Below are 22385 nucleotides of genomic sequence, written 5' to 3'. Positions count from 1 at the left end.
GTGGCTGGCCGTCAGCTCCCGCGCGGGCCGGGCTCGTTGACGTGCGCGACCGATACGGCGCTCGGGCGCGCCCCGGTGGCGAGGGTGTCGAGCTGTGGCTGGCCGTCGGTGGTGGACAGGTCGACGCCGTCCAGATGCAGCACGGCCAGCCGGCCATCGCCAGCGAGGGCGCAGTAGACCGTGCCGTCGTCCGGATCGATCGCCAGGTGGCGGGGCCCGCGGCCGACGCGTATGCAGCGGGTGACGCACCAGTCGAACAGGTCGACCACGGCGAGCAGCCCGCAGCGCTCCAACGCGACCAGCGCGAAGCCGTCCTGACCGGTGACCGCGATGCCGGCCGGCGCCGAACCCGGCACGCTCAACTCCACGCTCGTGAGCAGAGCTCCGTCGCCGGTACTCAGGACGGGCAGGCTCTCCCGGCGGGTGCAGGCCACCACCGCCTGCGCGCCGAACAGGGCAATGGCCCGCGGCTGGATGTGCGGATGCGGGCCGAGCACCGTACGCCACCGCACGCCGACACGCTCCGGCCGGCCCTGGGACAGCGGCATGAGATCCAGAGCGGTCACCGCACCCGATCCACGCTCGCAGACCAGCACGGCGCGACCGTCCGAACTCACCGCCATCGCACCCGGTTCACGTCCGACCCCGACCGATGCCACCGCCCGGGCTGCTGCCGTATCGACGACCGACATGGTGTCCGAGCCCGCGTTCGCGACCAGCAGGTAGGGAGTGCCGGGGACCGGTGCCAGGCTGCGCGGCGCCCAGCCCGTCCGGATCCCCCCAGTCGCACAGCCCGCCGGCACCTCGGCCACGAGGACCTCGTCGCAGACCGCGGCCGCCACGAACAACACCCCGCCCGGGCCGCACTGCACAACTCCCAGAGGTCCCCGTCCCATCGCCACAGACACCGGGCGCCGGTAGGTGGAGGGGCCGTCCTTCTCAGTCACCGTGAGACAGCCCGATCCCGTGTCCGCTGAGACCACGAACACCGCCATTCCCGCCCTCGCCTCCACACGCGCCCGCCCGACCGCTAACCACCACGGGGAGCACCCGCTCGCTCCCTCCGTGATAGCGCCCCACCGCGCCGAAAGAGGGCCGCCGTGCGTCAACTGTCCGTAACTACACGGCATATGTCTGATCGTGCAGTCTGGAAGAAACTATCCCTATCCGGTATAGGATGCGGCCCCAACTCACCCAAGGGGTGCACTCTCCGTGACAGATACGGGAACGCCGGCGACTGGCACACTGCATCACGTCGAGATCTGGGTCCCCGATCTCACCCGCGCGGTCAACGACTGGCAGTGGCTCCTGGAAGACCTCGGCTACAGCCTCCACCAGACCTGGGAACACGGCCGCAGCTGGAAACTCGGCCCGACCTACCTCGTGTTCGAGCAGTCCCCCGCCCTATCCAGCCCCCGGCACCAGCGCCTCGCCCCCGGCCTCAACCACCTCGCCTTCCACGTCGACACCCCCGACCGCGTCGACTCCCTCACCAGCAAGGCCCAGGACAACGGCTGGAGCCTCCTCTTCCCCGACCGCCACCCCCACGCCGGCGGCCCCCAGCAGTACGCCACCTACCTCGAAAACACCGACCACTACGAAATCGAACTCGTCGCACCACCCCACACCCGCGCCGCCCGCGCCGTGTAACTGCTGCGAAGCTCACCACCGCACCAGCGGCAGCTGCCGCCCGGTGTACAGCACCGGTTAGGCCGTTTCTCAGCAATCACCTCGCAGCCATCCACATCTGGGCCGCGCCGCCTGGGCGAGCCTGAACTGCCAGCCGCCGATCGGGGCGTGCGCCGCCCACGCGGTATTTGAGATCCTGTGGTGACTGTGCACGCCGCACGTCGTTCCCCCCGGTATGACCACTTGCCGCACAGCAACAGCTCTCGCGCTCACCGCAGCGGCCATCGGGGCCGCGCTCACCACTAAACTCGGCCTCAGCTAGCGGATCGGCCAGGGGGCGAAGGCAACCGATTACGCCCCCTCTGCGTTATGGAATGGAGGCCAACCACGGTGGGGGAAGGACGACCGTTGAAGGAAGAAGGGTGCCGACAGCAGCGAGCAGTCCACTGGGAGCCGAACCTGTTGCACGATCGAAGGACACGGCGCTGCCGGAGAATACGGCGCCGCTGAAGAACACCTTGCTACCGGAGAACGTGGTGTGCTCGAAGAGCACCCTCCCGCCGGAGAACGCAGCGTCGCCGAAGGACACCGAGCCGCCGGAGAACGTGGCGCCGCTGAAGGACACCGTGCCCTCGGAGAACGTGGTGCGGTAGAAGTACACCGCGCTGCCTGAGAACGTGGCGTCGACGAAGGACACCCTGCTGCCACCGGCAAATGTGGCGTCGATGAAGGACACCGAGCCGCCGGAGAACGTGGCGTCACTGAAATTCAGGTCACAGTCGATGGTGACCCCGGTGAGGTCGAGACTGCAGCCCTGCCAGGATCGGTGAGTTCCCCGGGAGATGCGGTAGTGGTCGCCGATGAGACGCATGATCGTATGCCGGACCTCTCGCAGTGCGCGGTGCAAATCCCTCTTTTCCTGGTGGGCGTCGCGCCGTTCTTCTGTGGGCGAGGTGCCGTCGGGCGACGGATCGGGCAGGTCACCAGGGTCGGAGGGGTGGGGGAGACGGAGGTAGGCGCACAGGACGTCAATGCAGGTTTGGCGCAGGTCGTCGTCGGGGGCGTCGTCTGCGAGGCCGGCTAGGGCGTGGACTCCACCGAGCCGGACGGCTGGGGAGTCGGAGCCGAGTTGTTCGACGGCCCGGGAAAAGCGCTCGGTGTGGAGCCGGATGGCTTCCCGGCGGGCGCCGGCTTCGTCGACACGCTGGCGACGGTAGGCAACGACCAGGGCAACGAGCGCACCGGCCCCGGCGACCACGCCGAAGGAGAGTTTCACAAGATCGAAGAGGGTCTTGGCGTCGAGCTTCTTGGTGGTGTCGATTTCTTGGAAGTCCAGCAGGCGCACCAGGCCGTAAAAGATGCCTCCGGCCACCAGGACCGCGGCGACGAAGGTGACGATCAGGGCTCGGCCCGCCCTCCATAGCCGCAGCTCCCGGTCGTCCGAGGTCGGTCGCGGCTGTCGGTTCGCTGTCATATGGAGGAAGACAAGGGGGCGAGACCTGCGGTTGCAGTACTTCCAGTGGCAGGGCATCGAGCAATCGATTCTGCCCCCACGGATCAAGGCGATGACGCGGGTCTGCTCCAAGCGGGCCTTCGTTGCCCATGGCGACGACTCTGGGCACACGGTGAGCCGGCCGCAGTCCGCGTCGTACGCCACGGTAAGGACATGACCGGTGAGTTTGGGGGCAATGGCCTCCTACCGCTCCCGCAGCGTCGTGCCGGCGGCCGGGAGCTCCCAGGCCCGCCCCCCATCGGCGCCCACCGGCTCACCGGGTGCGTGGTGGCGTCATCCGTGCGTGCAGCAGGGTGCTGCGGGTGAGTTCGGTGCCCTGCTTGTGGTCCTCGTTGAGCAGCGCGGTCAGGCCCTTGGGGGCGTTCCAGTGCTCGCGCAGGTTGGGGGTGCCACCGAGGTCGTCCAGGAGCAGGTTGATGACGGTGGCGGCCTCGCTGGGGCGGTCGCCGTAGCCGTTGCCCCACCACAGGTGCTCAGACGGTGTGCAGGGGGCGGGGTGCAGGTGGCCGTCGCTGGTGGTGACCCACACGGTGTGGTGGAGGACGACCGAGGCGAGTTCGGCGGCGCCGGCCGGGAGGGACAAGGGGGCGTAGAAACGCCAGACCTGTTTGCCGTCGTGGCCTGCGGTCCGCAGGACGGGCATGTCGGTGAGCGGGTCGAGGAAAAACGCGTCCGCCTTCTTGCCCTGGGCGAGGACGACGTGGGCGGCGGTCGGGTCGCACAGGGTGAGCCGGCGGGCCCACCGCTCGCTGATGGCGCCGGGGCGCACCGGCACCTCGGTGAGCGCGCCGAAGGGGAGCAGGTCCGGCCGGCGGCTGACGGCAACCTCGATCGCAGCGACGGCGTCGGGGTGGGTGCTGAGGGCGAGCTGGTGCCAGCCGGCCTCAAGGACCTGGCGGTCGCCGTCGCAGCGCAGGGGGTGGTGGCTGGTGTCGGGTTCGGCCGCGATGGTTACGGGGTTGCGCCGCTCGCCGTAGCCCTCCTTGCCGAAGATCTCATTGTCGTGGAGGGCGGCGGCGACCCTGTCGTTGCGGATGTCGTTGGCCATGTCCGTCGCGGCCAGGTGCGAGGTGACGTCGAAGGCGTCGTTACCCACGACGCGGCGCAGGGTCTTCTCCCTGTCGTTGGCCGGCACCTCCACGACGACCGCTCGGGCGCCGGGCTTCCAGGCCCGGATCAGGTGCGGCAGGCGCAGCAGGTCGGGCCACCAGGGCAGGTCCTGCCCCGCGAGGGCCGCGACGTCGCCCCAGTCGGCCTCGTACTCGATACCCGGATGCGCGGTGTCGGCCGCGACCAGGGCGGGCCCGCGGAAACTCATGTCCCCGTACAGGGCGCAGACGACGGCGACGCGGTCCGGGTTTCCGCGGCCGGCGATGTCGGTGGCGACGTCGGTGGCGACCCTGCGGTCGTCGCAGTGCACGAGCCGGACCGTCCCCAGGGCGGTGTTCCAGTCCAGCGCGGGGCCGCGCACCGTGTCCTTGTATCCGGCCCACCGGCCGGGCGGCAGGTCCTCGGGGAGCGGGCGCAGCAGCACGGCGCCGCGGTGGGCGAACTCCGGGGTGTGGGCCGCCCACCGGTAGAGCTGGAAGCCGTCCCAGACCTCCTCGGGCTCCTTCCTGTCGCCGAACCCGGCGAACGGGTCGTGCGGCGGCTCGGTCTGCTGCGGGAAGTCGTCGTACTTCCGAACCAGACGCCACAGCCCGAAGGAGTTGATGCCCAGCAGCTGCTGGACCTCCGTCCTGGACAGGTAGCTGACGCTCACGCCCATACCGTGCTCCTCACCGTCCTGGGGCTGCTTCGCCCAGGTCAGATCATGGGACGGACCGGTGGGCGGCGGTTGCGGAGCTGACCTTCCTGCCCGATTCCCCCTCCGCTTTGGCCGAGAACGCGCTCTTGGCCCCCGCCGGACACGGTCCTGCCAGTGCGGCTGCACGGAGTTACCTCAGCGGCTGGGCAGCGTTGGGCAGTACGCCGCTCTGGTCTTCCCGCTGCGGCGAGGTCCACTCCAACTCGACGAAGACCTGGAGGAACAGGGCCACGGTCGGCAGGAGTCTGCGAACATCAGGGCCACGATGTGCACACTTCCGTAAGCTGGTGTGCATGACAGGGACGACGTACTCGATCGTGGAAGCCCGTGCCCGCTTGGGCGCCATCGCGCGTGAGGTCAGCGTCACTCGCGAGCCGGTCGCCATCACCGATCACGGTCAGACCATCGCCATACTGGTCAGTCCTGCCGATGCCCTCGAACTGCAGGAGATGCGAGCCCTGGCCGCCTACCGCGAGCGTCAGGCCCGTGGCGAGGACGCCGGCGTCTCCCACGGCGAGGCGTACCGCCGCGTGTTCGGCGAAGGCGCGGTGTGAGCTTCGAGGTCATCTGGGAGCCCGAGGCTCTCGCTCAGGCGGAGCAGTTCGCAAAGGACGATCCTGGCGGGGTGCGGCAGGTGTTCGCGGCTGTCGACCACCTTGCCGACGACCCGCGGCCCGAGGGCGCGTTCGGTAGCGCCGACGTGCTGCGTATCCACGTCGGCCGCTACCGCGTGATGTACGAGATCAGTGACCGGCAGGTCCGCGTCAACGTGATCCACCTCGGGCGCGTGCGCTGAACGCCTCGAAGGTACAGCTACACGTGAGCGGAGCTCGCTGAGGCTGGCATCAAAGATCTGAGGGAGGGAGCCACCCATGGGGGCAATGGTGCTGTGCGCGGTGTTCTGGGCGGGCGCGGCCGCGGCGGTGATCCGGTGCGTCCAACAGTGGCGCAGTGGCGCCGATCGGGTGTGGTCGTCGAAGTGGAAGACGTTGGCCGGGGCCTTGGTCGTAACGGCCTTCCCGGTGATGGCAACGGCCCGGGTGGTGTCGCCCGACGCGCCCTTCCTCATGGATCTCGCCGGGCTGCTGGTTCTGGGCTCCGCCGGCTCCCTGGTGGCTGGATGGGTGGCGGCACGCCGCAGCAACGCCCAGGCGCGGGCGATGCGGAGCGGGCTCGGGCTGCCCGTCGAGCGGAGGCTGTGGAGCCCGTGGGTCCTGTCCGGCTTGTGGAGCGCCGCCGGAATCCCCTTCACCGCCGCCGCGGTGGTCATCACCACCCGGTACATCGAGGCACACTCCGAACCTGCTGCCGACGGCACCTGGGCAGAGGCGGACATGGTCGCCTGGCTCGCGGTCCTGACCATCGCCGCCTTCGTCGTCATCGGCACGCTGCACGGCCTCCTCCAACACCGGCGCCGCACCCGGGAACAGCAGCGCGTACGGCACGCTGAGCAGCAGTACCTCACCACCAACCCGGCCGACTGATACCCGGCGGCGAAGCTCCTCGCGAGCGGTTCTCGGCAGCGGCCCGACTGATCGTCACCTGGACGCAGAGCAGCGCAGAAGACCGTGGTGGCCGGGCGCATGCAGCACGGCCGGCGTGCGGACCCAGCGCCTCTGGCGGGGACCGCGCCGCCGGAAGGCCAGCACGATACCGCCGGGCGCGTCCCGGTCGTCGCTGTCCACGATGGGCTGCGCAGCCGGCAGCCACGTCGGCGACGACCGCGCATGCCGGGCCGGTCCGGACGGGGGCGGGCAGGACACCAGCTCAACGCACGACCCGCAGAAGCAGATCCGGGGCGCCGGCTCCCCCGGCGGCCGCCGGTGCCTGCCCGTGCCCGCCGCCCGCAATCCGTCAACTCCCCAGACCATGCCCAGCCCAACGATCCAGGCGCCGACTGGACGCGGTACGAGCGCCCGAGGACAGGAGCACCAGCGTGCGCCGGGTGCGGGCACCGCAACGCCTCGGAGTCAGGTACCCAGTGCCTCTAACCGTGGCCGTGGCCGTGGCCGTGAGGAGAGTCAACGACCAACACCCGCACACCCCAGGAACGGCCCGTACAGCACCAGGCCCGACGCCGGTAGGGTGGTCCAACCGGGGCGGATGGCTGGCAACTCTGCCGGTGACGGAACGTTCGCCCCAGGTATTTCCTCACCCCACGGCGCACACACGCTCGCGCACTGCCGGTCGTTGATCACCACGCACCTCGCCCCAACAGGTGCGTGCACCGGCTCCCGGGAATCCCAGCACAGCGGGACCCCGGAAGCCGCCCCGCCCCCGGCGAGCCGGCGCGGCCTCGCCGGGGGCGCGGGCACCCCGATGACCGCGCGAGCTCTGCGCCACGGCGCCCCATCCCCGCCGCGCCCGCAGACCAAGCCCCCACCCTCCTTTTCTTGATCAATTGGGCGCAGGGAGTCGGGCAGAAGGGGATGCCTGACCCCCGACCATGCTCCGCAATGGCTCTGACCTGGTTGTTTGTGCCGTCTGTCGGGAACGGGGTGTACCAGATGGTGAACCAGATACTCGTACCGGATGGTGTACCAGATCGGCTCTGGCAAGATTTTCGTAGGTGGAGATCATCTTGGTGAGGTGGTCGGCCGGTCTGCGTAGCGGCGCCGGAGGTGGGCGATCAGGACGACGCGGTGTCTGAGGAGACGGACGCTGGCGCGTCCCGCCATGATCCGTTTCTGCAGCTTGACGTCGGTGATGCGGCCTTCGTTGACCCCGGAGTTGTAGGGGGGTGGTGATGCCCTGGGTGACGGCAGCTCGGTCTTCACGCAGGGCTCTGGCCAGGCCGATCAGCGGTGCGAGTCCGCTGTTCGCGAGGTCATCCAGCCACTCAGGCAGGGATGTCGCGTCGCGGTTGTCGAGCATGGCGGCGAACCGGCGGACCAAGTCGTGGGCGGTCCTGAGTTCAGGACAGTGGTCGAGGAGGCGGGGCAGGCGGTCGTTGATGTGCGGGCTACGCCGGTGGGGGTGGTTTGTGATCCATCGGGCGGCTTCGCGTGGTGAGGGCGGCCGCTCGCGGGGCTCGTCGATGGGCAGGCCCCGCCTGAGCGGTGCGACGGCCATTTTCACGCGCTGGTAGTGGCCGAGGTAGCCCTTGATCTGCAGTTCTTCGTGCAGGATCTTCGCGCTGTGCTGTCCCTCGTCCCAGCGTTGCTGCAGGTAGTCGAGGTAGGCATCCAGGGTGGAGAACTTGCGCGGAGGGCGCCGCACGACCTCCTGCCAGGTGCGGGCTCGGACGTACTTGCTGACGGTACGGCGGTTCAGGCCGAGCTCTCGGGCCACGGAGCTGTGGCTCCGACCAGCACGGGTCAAAGCCTGAACGGCTTCGAAAAGCCTTCGAGCGTGACGCTCGGCTCGCGTGTCCTCGGTGGTGTTCTCGACGGTTTCCTCGACCGGCGCGGGAGCGGTGTCGCTGATCGGAGGCAGTGCTGTGGGCAAGCAGCCGCGGTGGGCCGAGGCGATGTCCTGCACCCGGCGGGAGAGGCCCTGCCAAAGGTGAAAACGGTCGCTGACCTGCACGGCGTCCGGGGCGCCGGCGGTGATGCCCTGCCGGTAGGTGCGGGAACCGTCGCGGCATGCGACCTCGACGCCTGGGTGTTCGCGGAGCCAGCGGCCGAGCCGTTCCGCGTCGCGTCCTTCCCAAAGCGTGAGTGGGAGCCGGGTGGTGGCGTCGACGAGGATAGTTCCGTAGGTGTTGCCGTAGAGAGCGAAGTCGTCCACTCCCAGCACCCGGGGCGCAACCAGCGCAGGCAATGGCACGCGCATCAGCTGGGACAGGACGGCGGCCCTCGAGAGCTTGATGTTCAGGATCCGAAGCATTCTGGAGCCGCCGCGGCCGGCCAGCATGACTCCGACATCCTCGACCAGGCCTTGTAGTCGTGGTGTCCGCCGCTGATAGCGCATGGTCAGCCCTGGCACTTGCTCCGCGAAGGTCACCTTCGGGCACGTCGCGCTCTCGCAGTACAGACGGCGGACGGACAGGTCGATGAGGAGAGGCCTGCCCGCGAGCGTGACGTCGGAAAGGCGGCGTGCATAGCGGCTGTGGCACCACGCGCTGAGCTGCCCGCATCCCGTACACCCCGCCGGAACACCGGATCTCGTACGGGCATGGACCGCCACCACAGAATCAGAGACCTCGACCGAGACCACGAGCACGTCGGACAACTGGGGTAGCAGACTTGCCAATTCGACAGGGCACAGTCAAAGGCTGCCCGCTACAGGCGCTGCCCGATCCCGTCCTCGAGATGATCTCCACCTACGAAAATCTTGCCAGAGCCGGCTGTGGTGCGAGATCTCGCTCAGTTCCTCGATCCGGATGCCGGTCATCCGCAGGACCTCGACCGCGGCCCAGCCCCAGAAGGAGTTGCTCTCCTCCCTCGCCAGGTTCCGGCGCCGGCCGGTTGCGGGGTCCTCTGCCCAAAGGTGAGGCGAATGCCGCTTGAGGATCGCGCGCCGCAGCGTCTGTCCGCCGGCGGTGAACAGCTCGCCAGGGCGGATGTGCTCGGCGGCAGTCAGACGAGCCGCCGCGGCTTTGCGGTTCCGGACAACTGCTTCGAGCAGGGCCGGGAGGACAGGAAGTCGCTCGCGGGTGCGCTGGTCCATGCGGTCCTTCTGCCGCGACTTCATCTTGCGGTGCTGCACGTCGTCGGCGCGGACCGGGCAGGGAACCGCCCACGGGCCCCAGCGTCTGCAGGCGTCGCTTCCAGGCTGCGGCGGCGTCCGGCGCGAGCAGGAGCGAGTCGATGCCGGGATGGTGTTTCTCCAGGTCCTTCCAGAACCACAGGGCCAGCGCGGTCGCCAGGCCAGTCAATGTGTTGTAGTCGACGCCGGGCTGACGCTCTGCCAGATAGTCGACCAGCAGGTCGCGGACGGGGCGGCAGGCCAGCTCGTAGCGGTCGACGAGTTGCTCGGTGGTGAGCTGGCCGGGGAAGCGCGTGCTGAACATGCGGAGGTGTCGAATAAATCACCAAGATCGCCCAGAAATGGCTCGCGGTCCGCTCCCGCGAATGCAGCGGCCGCACCGGAGTGCTTCCGGTGCGGCCAGCGAACTGATAGCGAACTGATGCTGAATCAGTCAGTCGGACCCTGGCCGTGTAGCCAGTTGAACTACTCTTGACGAGCTGAATGTCTGAGAAACTGCGGCCCGAACTGGTGAGCCCGAGCGTCCTGGATCAAGCACCCAGCAGTTTCCCCACACCTGCGCAAACGCGGCGCCCGAAGCAATACAGCTGGGCGCCGCGCTAATTTCGCTAGCGGCTCATTCGAAGCGCACTACGAATCGATCCTTGCCTCCGAATTCGGCATCTTGCTCCATGACCCGGATGAGCAGTCCTTTAATCTGGGTGAAAAGCTGATCACCCATGGTCTGCTTGCTTGCGTCGGATTCTTTCCAGATCAGTTCCACTGGGCGCTCCACGTCGGTTGTGAGGCGGTCCCAGAGGGCGTCTAGGTTGTTTCCGTAGTACGGCCCGAAATCCAATGGGCCGGCCAGTTCTCGATGCAGGTCCTGTTCGGTTCGGATTGCTTCTCCGTGGAGGATGACTTTCATGTTTCTACTTCCAGTTCGGTAGCTGATAGAACGACACGTAGTGGTCGGATGTGACGTAGGCCAGCCCGTCGTCCGACCAGACAAGACGCCAGCCTGGTTGCTTGGAACGCTTCATCATCGGGTTGATGCCCAGGTCTGCTTCGTAGTAAGTGCGGCCGGACTTGGCGGGCAGCTGGCCCCTGCTGTTCTGCCAAATGTCTCCACCTATTTGACCGTCCCTGACACTGTTGCCGAGGGCCTTGCCCTCCTCCCAACCAGCTTGTTTGGCTTGAGCTTTGGTGATGTATTGAGAAGGGAGCTTTCCGATCTTCTTTAGGCTTTCGATCAATTCGTTGGCGCTCTCTGCCGCAGCGAGGTCCATGCCCATTCGCCGACAGGTCGAGTTGTGAACCAGGACCGGTGTGCCGCCAGCCAGCACATAGTACGTGTGCAGGTCATCGACGGTGAGGTTGTAGGTGCGCGCGTGCTGGCTAAAGGCACGGTTGGCTTGGACGCTTACGGTGCTTTGGTCGCTGCTCAGCAGCGTAGTGCCGGGGGTGAGTTCGCTCGCCTTGAGCCAGGTGTGCGCTGAAGGGCTCCAGAACGGGTGCTCGTAAGTGGCGGTGATCTTCTCAGAACCGTTGCGGGTTGCGAGCGTGAGTTCGTTGAAGTTCTTATCGTCTTCAGTGATGATCAAGTCAGTGACCCTGCGCGGGCCACTTCTTCCCGTGACTGGGTCGGTTGCTAGTACCTCATCACTCTCGCGGATATCTTCGATTTTCTTTGTGGTGCGGTCGGCCATCAGCACTTTGGTGCCAGCGAGGAAGCAGTGGGTGCAAACTATGCGTGGCGTTTTCTCCGCGCCGTCCAGTTTGCTCAAGATGCCAGCCAACATCTTTAGCTTGGACTTGAAGGTCAGGCTTTCCGTCGAATCACCGCAGGCCCAGAGATCGTAGTCGTCTACGCAGCGCACGAGTGAGCTGAGGTGGACGACGTAGTTGACGTAGCCGTTCAGCTGGAGCATGGCCTTTTCGAAGGCCGGTCCGCTGGCGAGGATTTCGCAGGCGACTTCGTGGTGCTGGCACCAGCGGGCGGGATTGTCCTGTGCCTCTTGGCAGCCGGGGAACCCACACCGGTACGTTTCGCGGGCACGGGCTCCGGGGGACGCGGCTGCCTTGCGGCGGGCTTCTTCTTCGGCCCGCATTTTGGTGACGGCCGTGTTGTAGGCGTCCGTGGCTGCCTTGCCGGCGGTTTCAGCATCCTGACCAGCGGAGGTGGCAGAGGCACGGGCCTCATCAGCAGCGGCCCATGCCGTACTTGCCGAGAAATGCGCCGATGCTGCCGAAAGTTGTGCCTGGTCGGCCGACGTGGCCGCCTCGCTGGCTGCATTCTGTGCGTCGTTGGCAGCCTGACGGGCGGTTTTGGCGGAGGCGGCGGCGTTGGCTGCAGAGGTTTCGGCTTCCTTGGCTGATTTGGCTGCCTGATCGGCGTAGTTCTTTGCTTCGTTCTTGGATGTTTCGGCTTGTTGGGCGTAGGTAGCGGCGTCGGCTGCGACCTGCTTAGCGGTGGCGGCGGCCTTGAGGGCTTCCTTGGCGTTTTGCTGGGCAGTGGCGGCGATGCCGGCGGAGTCGGCGATCAGCTGCTGGACCTGCGCGTTGTGGGTGGCTGCGAGGAGGTCTTGGCGCTGGGTCTTGTACTGGCCGGACTGGATGAAGGTGCGCAGCGGAAGGGCGGGGCCTTCCATCGCGATCCGGGCCGCGGCTTTGGTTTCGGGGCCGCCACTATTGACGAGTTGGGCCGCGCTGATGCGGTCGTCGTCGCGCTGGGCGGCGTACTGGCCGGTGGTGATGAACTCGCGGTACCTGTCGATGTTCCCGGAGTTGAGGGCCGCATCGCCGGCTGCCTTGACCTTGGGGCCGCCCGCGTTGATGATCCGGGCGACTTCCAGGCGGAAGTCGTCCTCGGCCACCTTGTACTGGCCGGTCGTCAGGAACGCAGTAATCGCAGCGGCATCGCCCTTGAGCGTGTTCTCCGCGGCCGTGCGAACCTTCTCCAGCTGGCTTTCCCCGGCCAGTTCCTCGACGCGGTCGCGTTCGTCTTCCTGTCCGGCCTGCTTCCAGCCCCCACGGACGTACTCAACCACGGCCATGTCCGGGCTGGCGAGGGCGGCTTCGGCGGCAGCGACGCTCCACTGCCCGCGGCCCTTCAACGTCAGCAGCGCGACCTGGCGGCCGTTGGCCACCACGGCCTTGGGGTCGACGCCGGGCTGAGTGGCATCGGTGGCCAGGCGTTCGGCCCGGGTCTGCAGGTCCTTGGCCTGCTGTGCCGCCTTGGCGTTCTGAGCCTTGCTCAGCTCCTCCTGGGCCGCGAGGTCCTGGGCTTGTGCGATGCCCTCGTTGGTGCGTGTGGTCAGGCCCTCGGCTGCGACTTCGGCTGCCAGGTCGTGGGTAGAGCGGGCCTGGGCCACCGCTTCGCTGGCAGCATCGGCTGCCTTCTGCGCGGCGGTGGCATGCAGGAACGACTCGTCGGCAGCAGTGGCCGACTCACCCGCGTGTTCGGCTGCCCTGTCGGCTTCCGCGGCGGCCTGCTCGGCATGAGTGGCAGCCGAGTTGGCCGCGTCGCGGGCGCCCTTTGCGGCGGTGGCGGCCTTGCGGGCCAGCGCCTCAGCGGCATGGGCCGCCCGGTTGGCTTCCTTGGCATGGCGACGCGCGGCCGCGGCGGCGGCCTTGGCCTCGGCGTTTGCCGCATCGGCCTGGGGCACATAGCCGCTGGCTTCCTCGGCTGCAGCGGCTGCGTCGTCCGCGTTGCCGCCGGCGCTCAGGGCCGCGACAGCCGCGTCCCCGGCAGCGTCGGCCGCCTTCCATGCCTGGTCGGCAGCGTCGGCAGCCAGGTGCGCCCCCTTGGCCGCGGTGCTCGCCCCCTCGGCCGCGGCGCGGGCGGATGCGGCCTTGGTCTTGTCGAGGGCAGCGTCGGCGGCGGCGTTCTGGGCGCGGGATGCGGCCTGGGCGGCGCCGGCGGCCGCGGATGCGGCCTGGGATGCGGCGCTCGCCGCGACCCGGGCGGAGTTGTTGGCGGCACGCGCCGCATCGATGGCCGTCTGGGCGGCGGAGGCGGCGGCCTGCTTGGCCGCGGTCGCGGCCTCCTTGGCCCGCGCCGCTGCCATGTCCGCGTCGTTCTTCGCGGCAGCCGTCTGGGCCGCTGCCCTCTGGGCGGCCTCCTTGGCCAGCTTGGAGGCCTTGACCGCGCGGTCGGAGGCATCCTTGGATGCCTCGGTCTCCACGGCTGCCTGGCGGCCGGCCTCCTGGGCCTGTGCGGCCAGCTGGGCCACCGTGGCGTGTTCTTGGTCCATCGCGCGTGCGGTGTACTGGCCGACTCTGAGGAACTCGCGGATATCGTCCGCGGTGCCGTTCATGGCGATGTCTGCGGCCGTCCGGACGTTGGGACCGCCGGTGCTGAGGATCTGGGCGAGCTGTATGCGCTCGTCGTCGTCGCGCGCGGAGTACTGGTACTTGTCCAGGAACTCCTGGATGTCCTCGGCGGTGCCGTTCAAGGCGGTGTTGCCAGCCTCCTTGACATGCCGTCCGCCCGCGTTCAAGATCTGGGCGACACGAACCCGCTGGTCATCCTGGAAGGGGGCCTTCCAGCCGTCCTTCAAGAACGCCCGCAGTTCGTCCAGGGGGCCGTTCAGGGCCCGGTCTGCGGCATCCTGCACATGTCGCCCGCCGACACTGGCTATCTGGGCTGCAGATATCCGGTCGTCGTTGTCCTTGAGTGTGGGGGCGACTTGGTTCAGCTTGTCCTTTATGGTCTGACCTCGAACGATGCCTCGAACGGAATCGCTCATCCGGGAGTTCGCCGGACGTGGACACGGCCTTCGTCTGATCATGTGCTCCGACCAAGGACACGCATGCTCAACACGAAGGCCGTGGGGGAATGAGTCTGCTGCACCACGATGCCCAGCGGAAGGCGTTCGCTGAAGCGTCACACTTCCGGGAGGACTTCTTCGAGTGTCTGGCCGCGCGACGTGACGAACTATTCGAGCTCGCGGACGCGCTGCTGTGCGCGGACGGGCCGGTGACCGCGCCGGTGGACCTGACGCTGCTGGCCGAGCACCGCCGCGGGCACGGCGCGCTGTACGACGCGCTCAACCGTGGCCGTCTCGATGCGGTTCGGCTGCGGCGAACGCTGGCCGCGTTACCCCAGCCGAAGGCCGCCGACGACCGGCTCGTCCTGGCCGTGGATGTGAGCAACTGGCTGCGGCCGGACGCCGAGTGCAGCCCGGACAGGCTGTTCTGCCACACCTTCGGCCGCGGCCGGGACCAGCACCTGATGATCCCGGGCTGGCCGTACTCGTTCGTCGCCGCTCTCGAATCGGGCCGCACCTCGTGGTGCCAGCTGCTGGACGCGGTGCGGCTCGGCCCAGAGGACGACGTCGCCGAGGTCACCGCCCGCCAGGTCCGCCGGGTCGTCGGGGACCTGGTCGCCGGCGGGCGGTGGCGCGAGGGCGATCCGGACATCCTGGTCGTCTTCGACGCCGGCTACGATGCGCCGCGCATTGCCTACCTGCTGAGGAACCTGCCGGTTGAGGTGCTGGGGCGGATGCGCTCGGACCGTGTCATGCGCCGACCGACGCCCACGCAGTTTGAGTACGCCGAGGCGTATCCCCGGGGCGGGCGGCCGCCGAAGCACGGCAAGGAGTTCCGCTTCGCCAAGCCCGAGACTTGGGGCGAGCCGAACGCGGCGACCGTCCAGGTCACCGACCGCTACGGCACCGCACGCGCGATGGCGTGGGACCGCATCCATCCCCGGCTCACCACCCGCTCCGCCTGGATCGACCACGACGGCGAACTCCCCATTATCGAGGGGACATTGATCCGCCTTCAGGTCGACCGGCTGCCTGGTGGCGGAGACCCGCTGCCGCTCTGGCTGTGGTCCTCCGCCACCGCCATGACCGGCGCCGACATCGATCTGCGCTGGCAGGCGTTCCTTCGGAGGTTCGACCTGGAGCACATGTTCCGCATGATCAAGCAGACACTCGGCTGGACCCGCCCGAAGCTCCGCACCCCGGAAGCGGCAGACCGCTGGACGTGGCTGATCATCGTCGCGCACACCCAGCTCCGTCTCGCCCGGCCACTCGCCGAGGACATCCGCCGGCCTTGGGAGCGACCGATGAAACCGAACAGGCTCACCCCCGCCCGGGTCCGCCGGGGGTTCAGAAACCTCCGCCCTGCCTTGCCCTGTCCGGCCCGTGCGCCGAAACCATCACGGCCGGGTCCCGGCAGGCCGCTCGGCTCGAAGAACCAGCGGCCTGCCACCCACTACGACGTGGGCAAAACCGTCCGCCGCCCCGAAACCATCAGCGAACGCGACCGGATCAGACCGTAAGGGACAATCAGACAACCCTCACGACATCCGACAAGGAGATGTCGATCCTGGTCGCGCCCCGAAGATGTCCACCGTCAACTCGACACGGCCCCGAACATGGTCAATAGCCACGACAGGGCTCGTGAAGTCTGTGAACGGTCCCCCGGTAATCCGCACGTCAGTCCCGACCTGGATGTCCATCTCGTGCATCACACCAGCCCTCTTCACGCTGCTACTTCGACCAGCCATCGCTGTCAGAAGCGAACCTACCCTTCGGCGGAACGGGACCGAACGGCCCGGGGCAGGCCGGGATGTGATCGTTGATTAAAGCACAAGTTCAGTGCCTGTTCCTAAACCGGCTTGCTGAGCGGCCTCGGGCTCTACGCTGGCGGGGTGTCCGAGGACGGCAGGCGGGCCGTGGAGCGGGTGTGCGGAGGCTGTGGTGAACGGCTGAGGCCGGGAGCACGGTCCGATGCCGTGTACTGCGCGGCTGCATGTCGTTCCAGGCAGTGGCGCCGGGACCGCCGGTTGCGCAAGCGGGTGGCCGCGGAGCTGAGCGGTGCTGGCGAGGCCAAGTGCCCCGAGTGTGGGACCACTTGGGTGGCCGGGGTCGACCGCCGTTCGAACGCGGTCTACTGCTCACGGCGGTGCGTCACGAGGGCTTGGAGGGCCCGGAAGGAAACGTTCGGTGAACGCGCACAGTGACCGCATCGCGAACGCATCCAGATCCCAACTTCGGTCAGAACCCGGTTAATTACGGTCGTTCGTTGTGATCATCACATAATCGGTCTGACTCTCGGCCCAGGAAGCGGGCCGGGTCTTGTCACGGCCGCGGGGCCGTGCCCCGGCCCAGCGGTGGGTGGTGGATGCCATGCCGGAAGAGATCGAGACGAGTGGCAAGGTCGGCAGCGTTAGCGCGAACCGCTATGCGGAGATCGTGGCTGAGCTGCGGAAACTGGTTGACACGGCCAGTCGTATCCAGTTCACGATCGGCGACTACGCCCTGGAGATCGAGCCGATGCGCGAACACGGCGGCTCGGCGCCGGCCGATGAGTTGTTCACGGTCAAGGACTCGCTGTTCCGTCTGTCCGAGGACATCGGGCTGTCGTACTCAACGGTGAAGACGGCCCGGTGGACGGCGTCGAGGTGGCCGGAGGACCGCCGGGCTCAGGGGGTGTCCTTCACGGTCCACAACATCCTGGCGGGCATCGTCGACGACGAGGAACGGTGGGCGACCATCCTCACTCCGCCCGAGGGCAAGGCCCGGTGGACGCCGGACGAGGCCAAACGCCGGACGGGCCGTCAGGTCGTCAAGCCCGTCACTCCGCAGGAGAAAATCAGCGCGATTCACACCCTGGCCCAGGACGAGAAGGTGGCCGCCCAGGTCACCGGGGATCTGCTGCGGCGTCCGGCGGTCGTCGCGCAGGTCAAGGAGGAGGACAAGGTCCGGGTGGTGGAGGAACTGACCCGTGAGGAGAAGGTCGCGGCGGCCGTCGCCCCGGACTTCCTGCGTCGGCCCGAGGTGGTCGCCCGGGTCGCGAAGGCGGACAAGGTGAAGGTCGTGGAGGAACTGACCCGCGATGAGCACGTCGCGGCCGAGGTGACCACCGGCCTGCTCCGGCGTCCGGACGTCGCGTTCCGGGCGATGTCCGACGACACCGCCCGCCACCAGGTCAACCATGCCCAGGTCGAGCGCGGCCGGCAGGCCCGCGAGCACTTCGAGGAGACCAGCCCCGTCGCGCCAGCCATCCGCAACATCGACCGGTCGGTGGAGTTCCTGGACCTGGTCACCGCCTGCCACGCGTTCGTCGCGGCGGCCGGGCGGGTCGTCCCGGGCATGCGCGACCGCCAGCTCGGCGACGACGAACGCACGATCATCCACGAGAACGTCGCACGAGTGAGGGCGACGCTGGACTGGATCGAGACCGCGGTGGACACCGGCAAGGTCGACGTCGACGGCGAGCTGGCCCGACTGCTGCAAGGTGAGTAGGCGATGCCTCGCGCTTCCCAGCGCAGATCGCCCGCAGCCCAGCGACATGCCGACACCGTCCGGTTCGTACTCTTTGAGGCCCGCCCTGCCGGTCTGGCGTTCAACCAGCTGGTCAGATCCAGTGAGCTGTCGCCCAGCCAGGCCCGCGCGGGCCTGGCCTGCCTGCGGGACACCATCGCCGAACGCGGCTGGCCCCCGCTGATCTGGACCCGGGTGGACGGCTACAAGTTCTGTTCGGACCCGGCCGAGCTCCAGGCATACGAGGTCGCGATCATCCGGGAGAAGCTCACCGAGATCCGCCGCTTCATCACCGGCGTCGTCGCCCCACACGCCGCCCTGCAGCCCAAGGGCCGGTGGATCAAACACCTGAACACCCAGCTCAGCTCGGTCGAGTCCACGCTCGACGTGATCGCCGACTACATCGACGCCTGACCGGCTGGGCCGGCCGCGAAGCGGCCGGCCCAGCCCCGTCCTTGAAAGGGAGGGAACAGAAGTTGCCGCGGCGCCGCTGCTACCCCTCCGACACGTTCGACGACGAATGGGCCCTGATCGAGCCCCTGCTGCCGCCCCCGGCCTGCGACTCCCCCAAAGGGGGACGCCCGGAGAAGCACCCCCGCCGGGAGATCGTCGACGCCATCCGATACGTCGTCGACACCGGCTGCAAGTGGCGTGCCCTGCCCAGCGACTTCCCGCCCTGGCGGACCTGCTACAACTTCATGGCCCGCTGGGCGGCGACCGGCATCATCGGGCAGATCCGCGACCATCTGCGCAAACGCATCCGCCGCGAGATGGGCCGGGCCCCCGGCGCGGTCGCTACCGTCATCGACTCCCAGTCCGTCAAAGCCGCCGAGACCGTCGGAAAGGACTCCCGCGGCTACGACGGCGCGAAGAAGATCAACGGCCGCAAGCGGCACATCGTCGTGGACACCAAGGGCCTGCCGCTGTTCGGCATGGTCACTCCCGCCGACATGACCGACCGCGACGCTGCGAAGGAAATCCTGTTCCGGCTGCGGCTGATGCACCCGGAAATCACCATCGTCTGGGCCGACTCCGGCTATGCCGGACAGCTCGTGACCTGGGCGAAGAAGCACCTTGACCTGACGCTCAAGACTGTCAGCCGTCCCAAGGACGCTGTCGGGTTCGTCATCCTGCCCCGCCGTTGGGTCGTAGAACGCTCGCTGGCCTGGATCATGCACGCCCGCCGTCACGCACGCGACTACGAACGGCTCATCCAGCACTCGGAATCACTGATCACCTGGGCTGCGATCACGCTCATGACCAGGCGCATCACCCGCCGCACGTCCCGCAGGAACGGACAGGCAGCTTCCCGCGAAGCCCAGCGGGACTGATCGTTCTCAAAGGTATGGTCAGCCCCTTGCCCAGGCCGTCCCGAAGTCTCCGGCCCGAGCCCACTCTCCCACCCAGCCCACATTCCCGCAGACGGTGCGGCTGATGCACCCTGAGATCACCATCGTCTGGGCCGACTCCGGCTATGCCAGACAGCTCGTGACCTGGGCGAAGGCCCACAGTGATTGTCGAGAGGTCCAGGGTTTTTGCTGTCTCCCTTTGACGCCCCGCGAGTGGTGCCGGATGTCTCACCGGCTAGGCATCGGTGACGTCCCGGGGCGTCGCCGGGTGAAGGGAGTCGATGTCCTCCATGAAACTCAACATCCGGGCGTTGACGAGGTCGGGGTGGTCGATCTGCGGCCCGTGTCCGGTCGCGGCGACGATCTCGGCGCGGGCGCCGGGAATCACCCGAGGAACGCGTTCGAGCTGACGCTTCGGGTGCACCAGCAGGCTGCGCTTACCCATGATCAGGTAGAACGGCGTCCGGATGGAGCCCAGCTCGGCGTCGGACAGCGGCAGTGGAGCGGGACGGCGTATCCGGAAGGCCTTCACGCCGGCCTGGATCCAGGCGCGCAGATCCGGGTCGGATACGACCGGCTGCTCCAGCCACTTGGCCAGGGCCGGGCGCAGCCGCTTGGGAGCGAAGGTGGCGAAGAGGCTGGCGAAGATCCAGACGAAGAAGCGAAGCCCGACCTTCTCCAGCCCGCCCGGGTCGAGGGCGGTGACGGAGGCGAGCCGTTCGGGTCGGCGGTGGGCCTGGTTGATGACGAGCCAGCCGCCGTAGGAGGAGCCGACGAGGTGGACCTTGTCGAGGCCGAGGGCGTCGAGGGCCTCGTCCATCCACTGGGCGGCCCGCTCGGGTTGCCACATCGGCGCGCGGTGGATGCTGCGGCCCGGGTCGCCAGGGGTGTCAAGGGCGTAGACGGGGCGATCGGCGCTGAGCGCGGCCGTGTTGGGGTACCACATCGCGGAGCAGCCGCCCGAGCCGTGGATCAGGACGACCGGCGTACGGGACTCGGCCGCCGGGTCCGCAGGGCCGTACCGGTAGACGTGAGTCGTCCCGAAGCTGGTCTCCACGTCGGTTTCGAAGCGGATCGGTGCGCCCTTCGCGTACAGCACGTCGCAGGCGGCGAAGTAGCGGTCGCGCAACTGGTCGTTGACGTAGCGCCCTATGTCGCGGCGCGTTCCGGGCGTGTTCTCGGACATGGGCTACCTCCGTGAGATCCACTCTTTATGATACGAGCGTATCATGTTGGTGATACGGCGGTATCATGAAAAGAAGTCCTTGGGCCGGACCAGACGGCGAACAGGGATCCCACCAACCCACCACGGCCGGAGACACCACGGATGCCCAAGCGCGTGGACCACGATGAACGCCGCACCCAGATCGCTGAAGCACTCATCCAGGTCGCAGGCCGGCAGGGCCTGCACGCGGTCGGCATGCGTGACGTCGCCGCCGAGGCGGGCGTCTCACTGCGCCTGGTGCAGTACTACTTCCAGACCAAGGAAAAGCTGCTCTTCCACGGCCTCCAACACCTGACCGACCGCTTCACCGCACGCGTTGGCGCCCGCCTCGCCGCTGCCGGCCAAGACCCGGGCCCCCGCGCGGCCGTCGAGGCTCTGCTGCTGGCCTCGCTGCCGACCGACGAGGAGAGCCGAATCTTCCACCTTCTCTACAGCTCCTACTCGATCCTGTCCGTGACAGACGAGGCCCTCGCCGCCCAGCCCTTCATCGACAACCCTGACGCCGCCGAGAATGCCCTCACCCAACTGATCCAACAGGCACAGGAGACGGGCCAAGCCGATGCTGGAGCCGACGCTCGCACTGAGGCGATCAGCCTGCTTGCCATGACGGCGACCATGGGCACCAGCATCCTCGTCGGACAGCGCACGCCGGAGTCTGCCACCGCGGCACTCCAGTACCACCTCGACAGGATCTTCAATCGCAGCCAGGCCTCGCCTACGACCCGGTGACTTCCGCTCTCGGCTTCACCGGCATCGGCCTGAGGTGCTGCTGAGCTGAGACACCAGCTCGCGGTTGGTGGCCCGAGTGGCTGCCGAGATCCTCGCCGCGTTCACCAAGCCGCGAGTTGAGCTCCACAACCCGCGGCTCGAGGTGGGTCAGCTTCTCCTCGAGAGCGTCGGCATCGTGAAAGCTCCGAGCCCAGCAACCTTCCAGGCCTCCTGACCGAGGACATGGGACAGCCGTTGTTCAAGCTCATGAACTGCTGGACCTGGCGGGTCGTCGGCGAGGTTAGCCAGGTCGGCCTGGAGGAGAGGAAGCGGCGACTGACCTCGGCCCGATGGGCCTGCCGGCGGTTGCACAGAGCGGACCGGTACGGCGGCGTGGAGTCGCCGTACCGGTAGTCAGTCGCGGTGCACGTGCGCCAGGCGCGCAACGAACGACAAAGCGATCTTCAGCCTGTCGCAGATCAGTCGTCGAAGGCGGCCAGGACGCGGCAGCGTCCACGGACTGAATCGTCAGCGCATGCCTTCGCGAGCGGGTCGGCAGGCAGCGGCCAGCTAACGCTTCCCCGCCTGGCCGGATACCGCTCGCGGCAGAACGGATGACGGCCTACCTCGTGGCTCAGCTCGGAACATTGAACGGTCTTCGGCGAGGGACCACACACTCGGAGCACGCTCAGCCAGGCAATTTCGCTGCGTAGATCCAGTCGAAGCCGTCGTATCCGGGGCCGTCGAGATGTTCTGCCCGCATCAGGCCGGCACGTACCGCCACGCGCTGCGAGGCAGCGTTAGCTGGTCGGACTCGGGCGATCAGCGGGAGGTCGGGAACGTGGCGCGATACCCAGTCGGTCACTGCGGTCGCCGCCTCGCTGGCGAAGCCCTGGCCCCATGCCGAGGCGGCGAAACGGTAGAAGAGGTTGAGAACGTTCATGCCATTCAGGTCCGTGGGCTTGACCCCGCAGAACCCCAATTGCCGGGCAGAGTTGTGACGTCGGACAACCCAGTACCCGTATCCGCAGCTCTGCCATTGGTTGTTCCAGCGCTGATAGAGCTCCTCGGCCTCTTCAGACCGGGCAAGGGCGTCGGAGGGATTGTGCAGGCAGGTTGCGGGGTCACTGTGGATCGCGAAGATTGCATCGATATCGGCTTCGGTCGGACGCCGCAGTGATAGTCGGGCGGTCGACAGCTCTTCGCCTACCAGGTCCCATTCGCTCATACGAAGATCGTAGAGCCA

At 67.9% G+C, this 22385-nt stretch carries 18 protein-coding genes; 9 read left to right on the top strand and 9 right to left on the bottom strand.

The features are described from left to right. Window positions 1–11: 11 nt before the first annotated feature. Entirely contained in the window at window positions 12–842 is an 831-nt protein-coding gene (locus tag ACFYM2_RS33915) for a YncE family protein (protein WP_388841603.1), read from the bottom strand. Window positions 843–1212: 370 nt separating this feature from the next. On the opposite strand from ACFYM2_RS33915, the gene ACFYM2_RS33910 reads away from it, so the two are divergent. Next, window positions 1213–1650 carry a VOC family protein gene (locus ACFYM2_RS33910; protein ID WP_388841600.1) on the top strand — a complete coding sequence of 146 codons (438 nt, stop codon included), beginning with the start codon at window positions 1213–1215 and terminating at the stop codon, window positions 1648–1650. Window positions 1651–1996: 346 nt separating this feature from the next. On the opposite strand, the gene ACFYM2_RS33905 is transcribed toward ACFYM2_RS33910, so the two are convergent. Beyond that, window positions 1997–3214: a pentapeptide repeat-containing protein gene (locus ACFYM2_RS33905; RefSeq protein ID WP_388841597.1), complete on the bottom strand. Its 1218-nt coding sequence runs from the start codon at window positions 3212–3214 to the stop codon at window positions 1997–1999. Between the two features lie 181 nt (window positions 3215–3395). After that, entirely contained in the window at window positions 3396–4910 is a 1515-nt protein-coding gene (locus ACFYM2_RS33900; protein ID WP_388841594.1) for a hypothetical protein, read from the bottom strand. 332 nt (window positions 4911–5242) lie between these two features. Here ACFYM2_RS33900 and ACFYM2_RS33895 point away from each other — a divergent pair, with 332 nt between their 5' ends. The 3 genes from ACFYM2_RS33895 (at window position 5243) to ACFYM2_RS33885 (ending at window position 6433) form a co-directional block, all read left to right on the top strand. Continuing rightward, window positions 5243–5503 carry a type II toxin-antitoxin system Phd/YefM family antitoxin gene (locus tag ACFYM2_RS33895; protein ID WP_388841591.1) on the top strand — a complete coding sequence of 87 codons (261 nt, stop codon included), beginning with the start codon at window positions 5243–5245 and terminating at the stop codon, window positions 5501–5503. After that, window positions 5500–5745 carry a type II toxin-antitoxin system RelE/ParE family toxin gene (locus tag ACFYM2_RS33890; RefSeq protein WP_388841588.1) on the top strand — a complete coding sequence of 82 codons (246 nt, stop codon included), beginning with the start codon at window positions 5500–5502 and terminating at the stop codon, window positions 5743–5745. The genes ACFYM2_RS33895 and ACFYM2_RS33890 overlap by 4 nt, the downstream gene beginning before the upstream one ends. A 76-nt stretch (window positions 5746–5821) precedes the next feature. Next, window positions 5822–6433, top strand: coding sequence for a hypothetical protein (locus tag ACFYM2_RS33885; protein WP_388841585.1), 612 nt, complete (start codon window positions 5822–5824; stop codon window positions 6431–6433). A gap of 913 nt (window positions 6434–7346) precedes the next feature. Here the strand turns inward: ACFYM2_RS33885 and ACFYM2_RS33880 are convergent. The 4 genes from ACFYM2_RS33880 to ACFYM2_RS33865 form a co-directional block, all read right to left on the bottom strand. Next, window positions 7347–9143, bottom strand: coding sequence for an ISL3 family transposase (locus ACFYM2_RS33880; RefSeq protein WP_388841582.1), 1797 nt, complete (start codon window positions 9141–9143; stop codon window positions 7347–7349). Window positions 9144–9158: 15 nt separating this feature from the next. Next, on the bottom strand, window positions 9159–9560 hold the full coding sequence (locus ACFYM2_RS33875) for a hypothetical protein (protein ID WP_388841579.1): 402 nt from the start codon (window positions 9558–9560) through the stop codon (window positions 9159–9161). Window positions 9561–10215: 655 nt separating this feature from the next. Then, window positions 10216–10506, bottom strand: a complete 291-nt coding sequence (locus tag ACFYM2_RS33870) for a barstar family protein (protein ID WP_388841576.1) — start codon at window positions 10504–10506, stop codon at window positions 10216–10218. A gap of 4 nt (window positions 10507–10510) precedes the next feature. Beyond that, window positions 10511–14329, bottom strand: coding sequence for a polymorphic toxin-type HINT domain-containing protein (locus tag ACFYM2_RS33865; protein WP_388841573.1), 3819 nt, complete (start codon window positions 14327–14329; stop codon window positions 10511–10513). Window positions 14330–14418: 89 nt separating this feature from the next. Here ACFYM2_RS33865 and ACFYM2_RS33860 point away from each other — a divergent pair, with 89 nt between their 5' ends. The 4 genes from ACFYM2_RS33860 to ACFYM2_RS33845 all read left to right on the top strand — a co-directional run bounded on the left by ACFYM2_RS33860 (window position 14419) and on the right by ACFYM2_RS33845 (window position 19188). Then, complete coding sequence (locus ACFYM2_RS33860; protein WP_388841569.1) at window positions 14419–15870, top strand: NF041680 family putative transposase; 1452 nt, start codon at window positions 14419–14421, stop codon at window positions 15868–15870. Window positions 15871–16720: 850 nt separating this feature from the next. Continuing rightward, on the top strand, window positions 16721–17839 hold the full coding sequence (locus ACFYM2_RS33855) for a DUF6192 family protein (RefSeq protein WP_388841566.1): 1119 nt from the start codon (window positions 16721–16723) through the stop codon (window positions 17837–17839). A 3-nt stretch (window positions 17840–17842) separates the two neighbouring features. Then, window positions 17843–18271: a RacP protein gene (locus ACFYM2_RS33850; RefSeq protein WP_388841563.1), complete on the top strand. Its 429-nt coding sequence runs from the start codon at window positions 17843–17845 to the stop codon at window positions 18269–18271. Between the two features lie 62 nt (window positions 18272–18333). Then, complete coding sequence (locus ACFYM2_RS33845) at window positions 18334–19188, top strand: IS5 family transposase (protein ID WP_388841560.1); 855 nt, start codon at window positions 18334–18336, stop codon at window positions 19186–19188. Between the two features lie 253 nt (window positions 19189–19441). Here ACFYM2_RS33845 and ACFYM2_RS33840 read toward each other — a convergent pair whose 3' ends face one another. Continuing rightward, window positions 19442–20392 carry an alpha/beta fold hydrolase gene (locus ACFYM2_RS33840; protein WP_388841557.1) on the bottom strand — a complete coding sequence of 317 codons (951 nt, stop codon included), beginning with the start codon at window positions 20390–20392 and terminating at the stop codon, window positions 19442–19444. 141 nt (window positions 20393–20533) lie between these two features. On the opposite strand from ACFYM2_RS33840, the gene ACFYM2_RS33835 reads away from it, so the two are divergent. Then, window positions 20534–21160 carry a TetR/AcrR family transcriptional regulator gene (locus tag ACFYM2_RS33835; RefSeq protein ID WP_388841553.1) on the top strand — a complete coding sequence of 209 codons (627 nt, stop codon included), beginning with the start codon at window positions 20534–20536 and terminating at the stop codon, window positions 21158–21160. A gap of 667 nt (window positions 21161–21827) precedes the next feature. On the opposite strand, the gene ACFYM2_RS33830 is transcribed toward ACFYM2_RS33835, so the two are convergent. After that, a complete protein-coding gene (locus ACFYM2_RS33830) occupies window positions 21828–22367 on the bottom strand; it encodes a GNAT family N-acetyltransferase (protein ID WP_388841550.1) in 540 nt (179 codons plus the stop codon). Between the last annotated feature and the right edge of the window lie 18 nt (window positions 22368–22385).

The sequence above is a fragment of the Streptomyces sp. NPDC006711 genome (genome assembly GCF_042869775.1).
GTDB lineage: Bacteria > Actinomycetota > Actinomycetes > Streptomycetales > Streptomycetaceae > Streptomyces.
This window is presented reverse-complemented; position numbering and strand designations above follow the sequence as displayed.

Excerpts from the sequence above, each read along its gene's own strand:
- ACFYM2_RS33900 (WP_388841594.1), bottom strand. The coding sequence starts at position 4,910 with ATGGGCGTGAGCGTCAGCTACCTGTCCAGGACGGAGGTCCAGCAGCTG.
- ACFYM2_RS33895 (WP_388841591.1), top strand. The coding sequence starts at position 5,243 with ATGACAGGGACGACGTACTCGATCGTGGAAGCCCGTGCCCGCTTGGGC.
- ACFYM2_RS33885 (WP_388841585.1), top strand. The coding sequence starts at position 5,822 with ATGGGGGCAATGGTGCTGTGCGCGGTGTTCTGGGCGGGCGCGGCCGCG.
- ACFYM2_RS33875 (WP_388841579.1), bottom strand. The coding sequence starts at position 9,560 with ATGGACCAGCGCACCCGCGAGCGACTTCCTGTCCTCCCGGCCCTGCTC.
- ACFYM2_RS33870 (WP_388841576.1), bottom strand. The coding sequence starts at position 10,506 with ATGAAAGTCATCCTCCACGGAGAAGCAATCCGAACCGAACAGGACCTG.
- ACFYM2_RS33865 (WP_388841573.1), bottom strand. The coding sequence starts at position 14,329 with ATGAGCGATTCCGTTCGAGGCATCGTTCGAGGTCAGACCATAAAGGAC.
- ACFYM2_RS33860 (WP_388841569.1), top strand. The coding sequence starts at position 14,419 with ATGAGTCTGCTGCACCACGATGCCCAGCGGAAGGCGTTCGCTGAAGCG.
- ACFYM2_RS33855 (WP_388841566.1), top strand. The coding sequence starts at position 16,721 with ATGCCGGAAGAGATCGAGACGAGTGGCAAGGTCGGCAGCGTTAGCGCG.
- ACFYM2_RS33850 (WP_388841563.1), top strand. The coding sequence starts at position 17,843 with ATGCCTCGCGCTTCCCAGCGCAGATCGCCCGCAGCCCAGCGACATGCC.
- ACFYM2_RS33840 (WP_388841557.1), bottom strand. The coding sequence starts at position 20,392 with ATGTCCGAGAACACGCCCGGAACGCGCCGCGACATAGGGCGCTACGTC.
- ACFYM2_RS33835 (WP_388841553.1), top strand. The coding sequence starts at position 20,534 with ATGCCCAAGCGCGTGGACCACGATGAACGCCGCACCCAGATCGCTGAA.
- ACFYM2_RS33830 (WP_388841550.1), bottom strand. The coding sequence starts at position 22,367 with ATGAGCGAATGGGACCTGGTAGGCGAAGAGCTGTCGACCGCCCGACTA.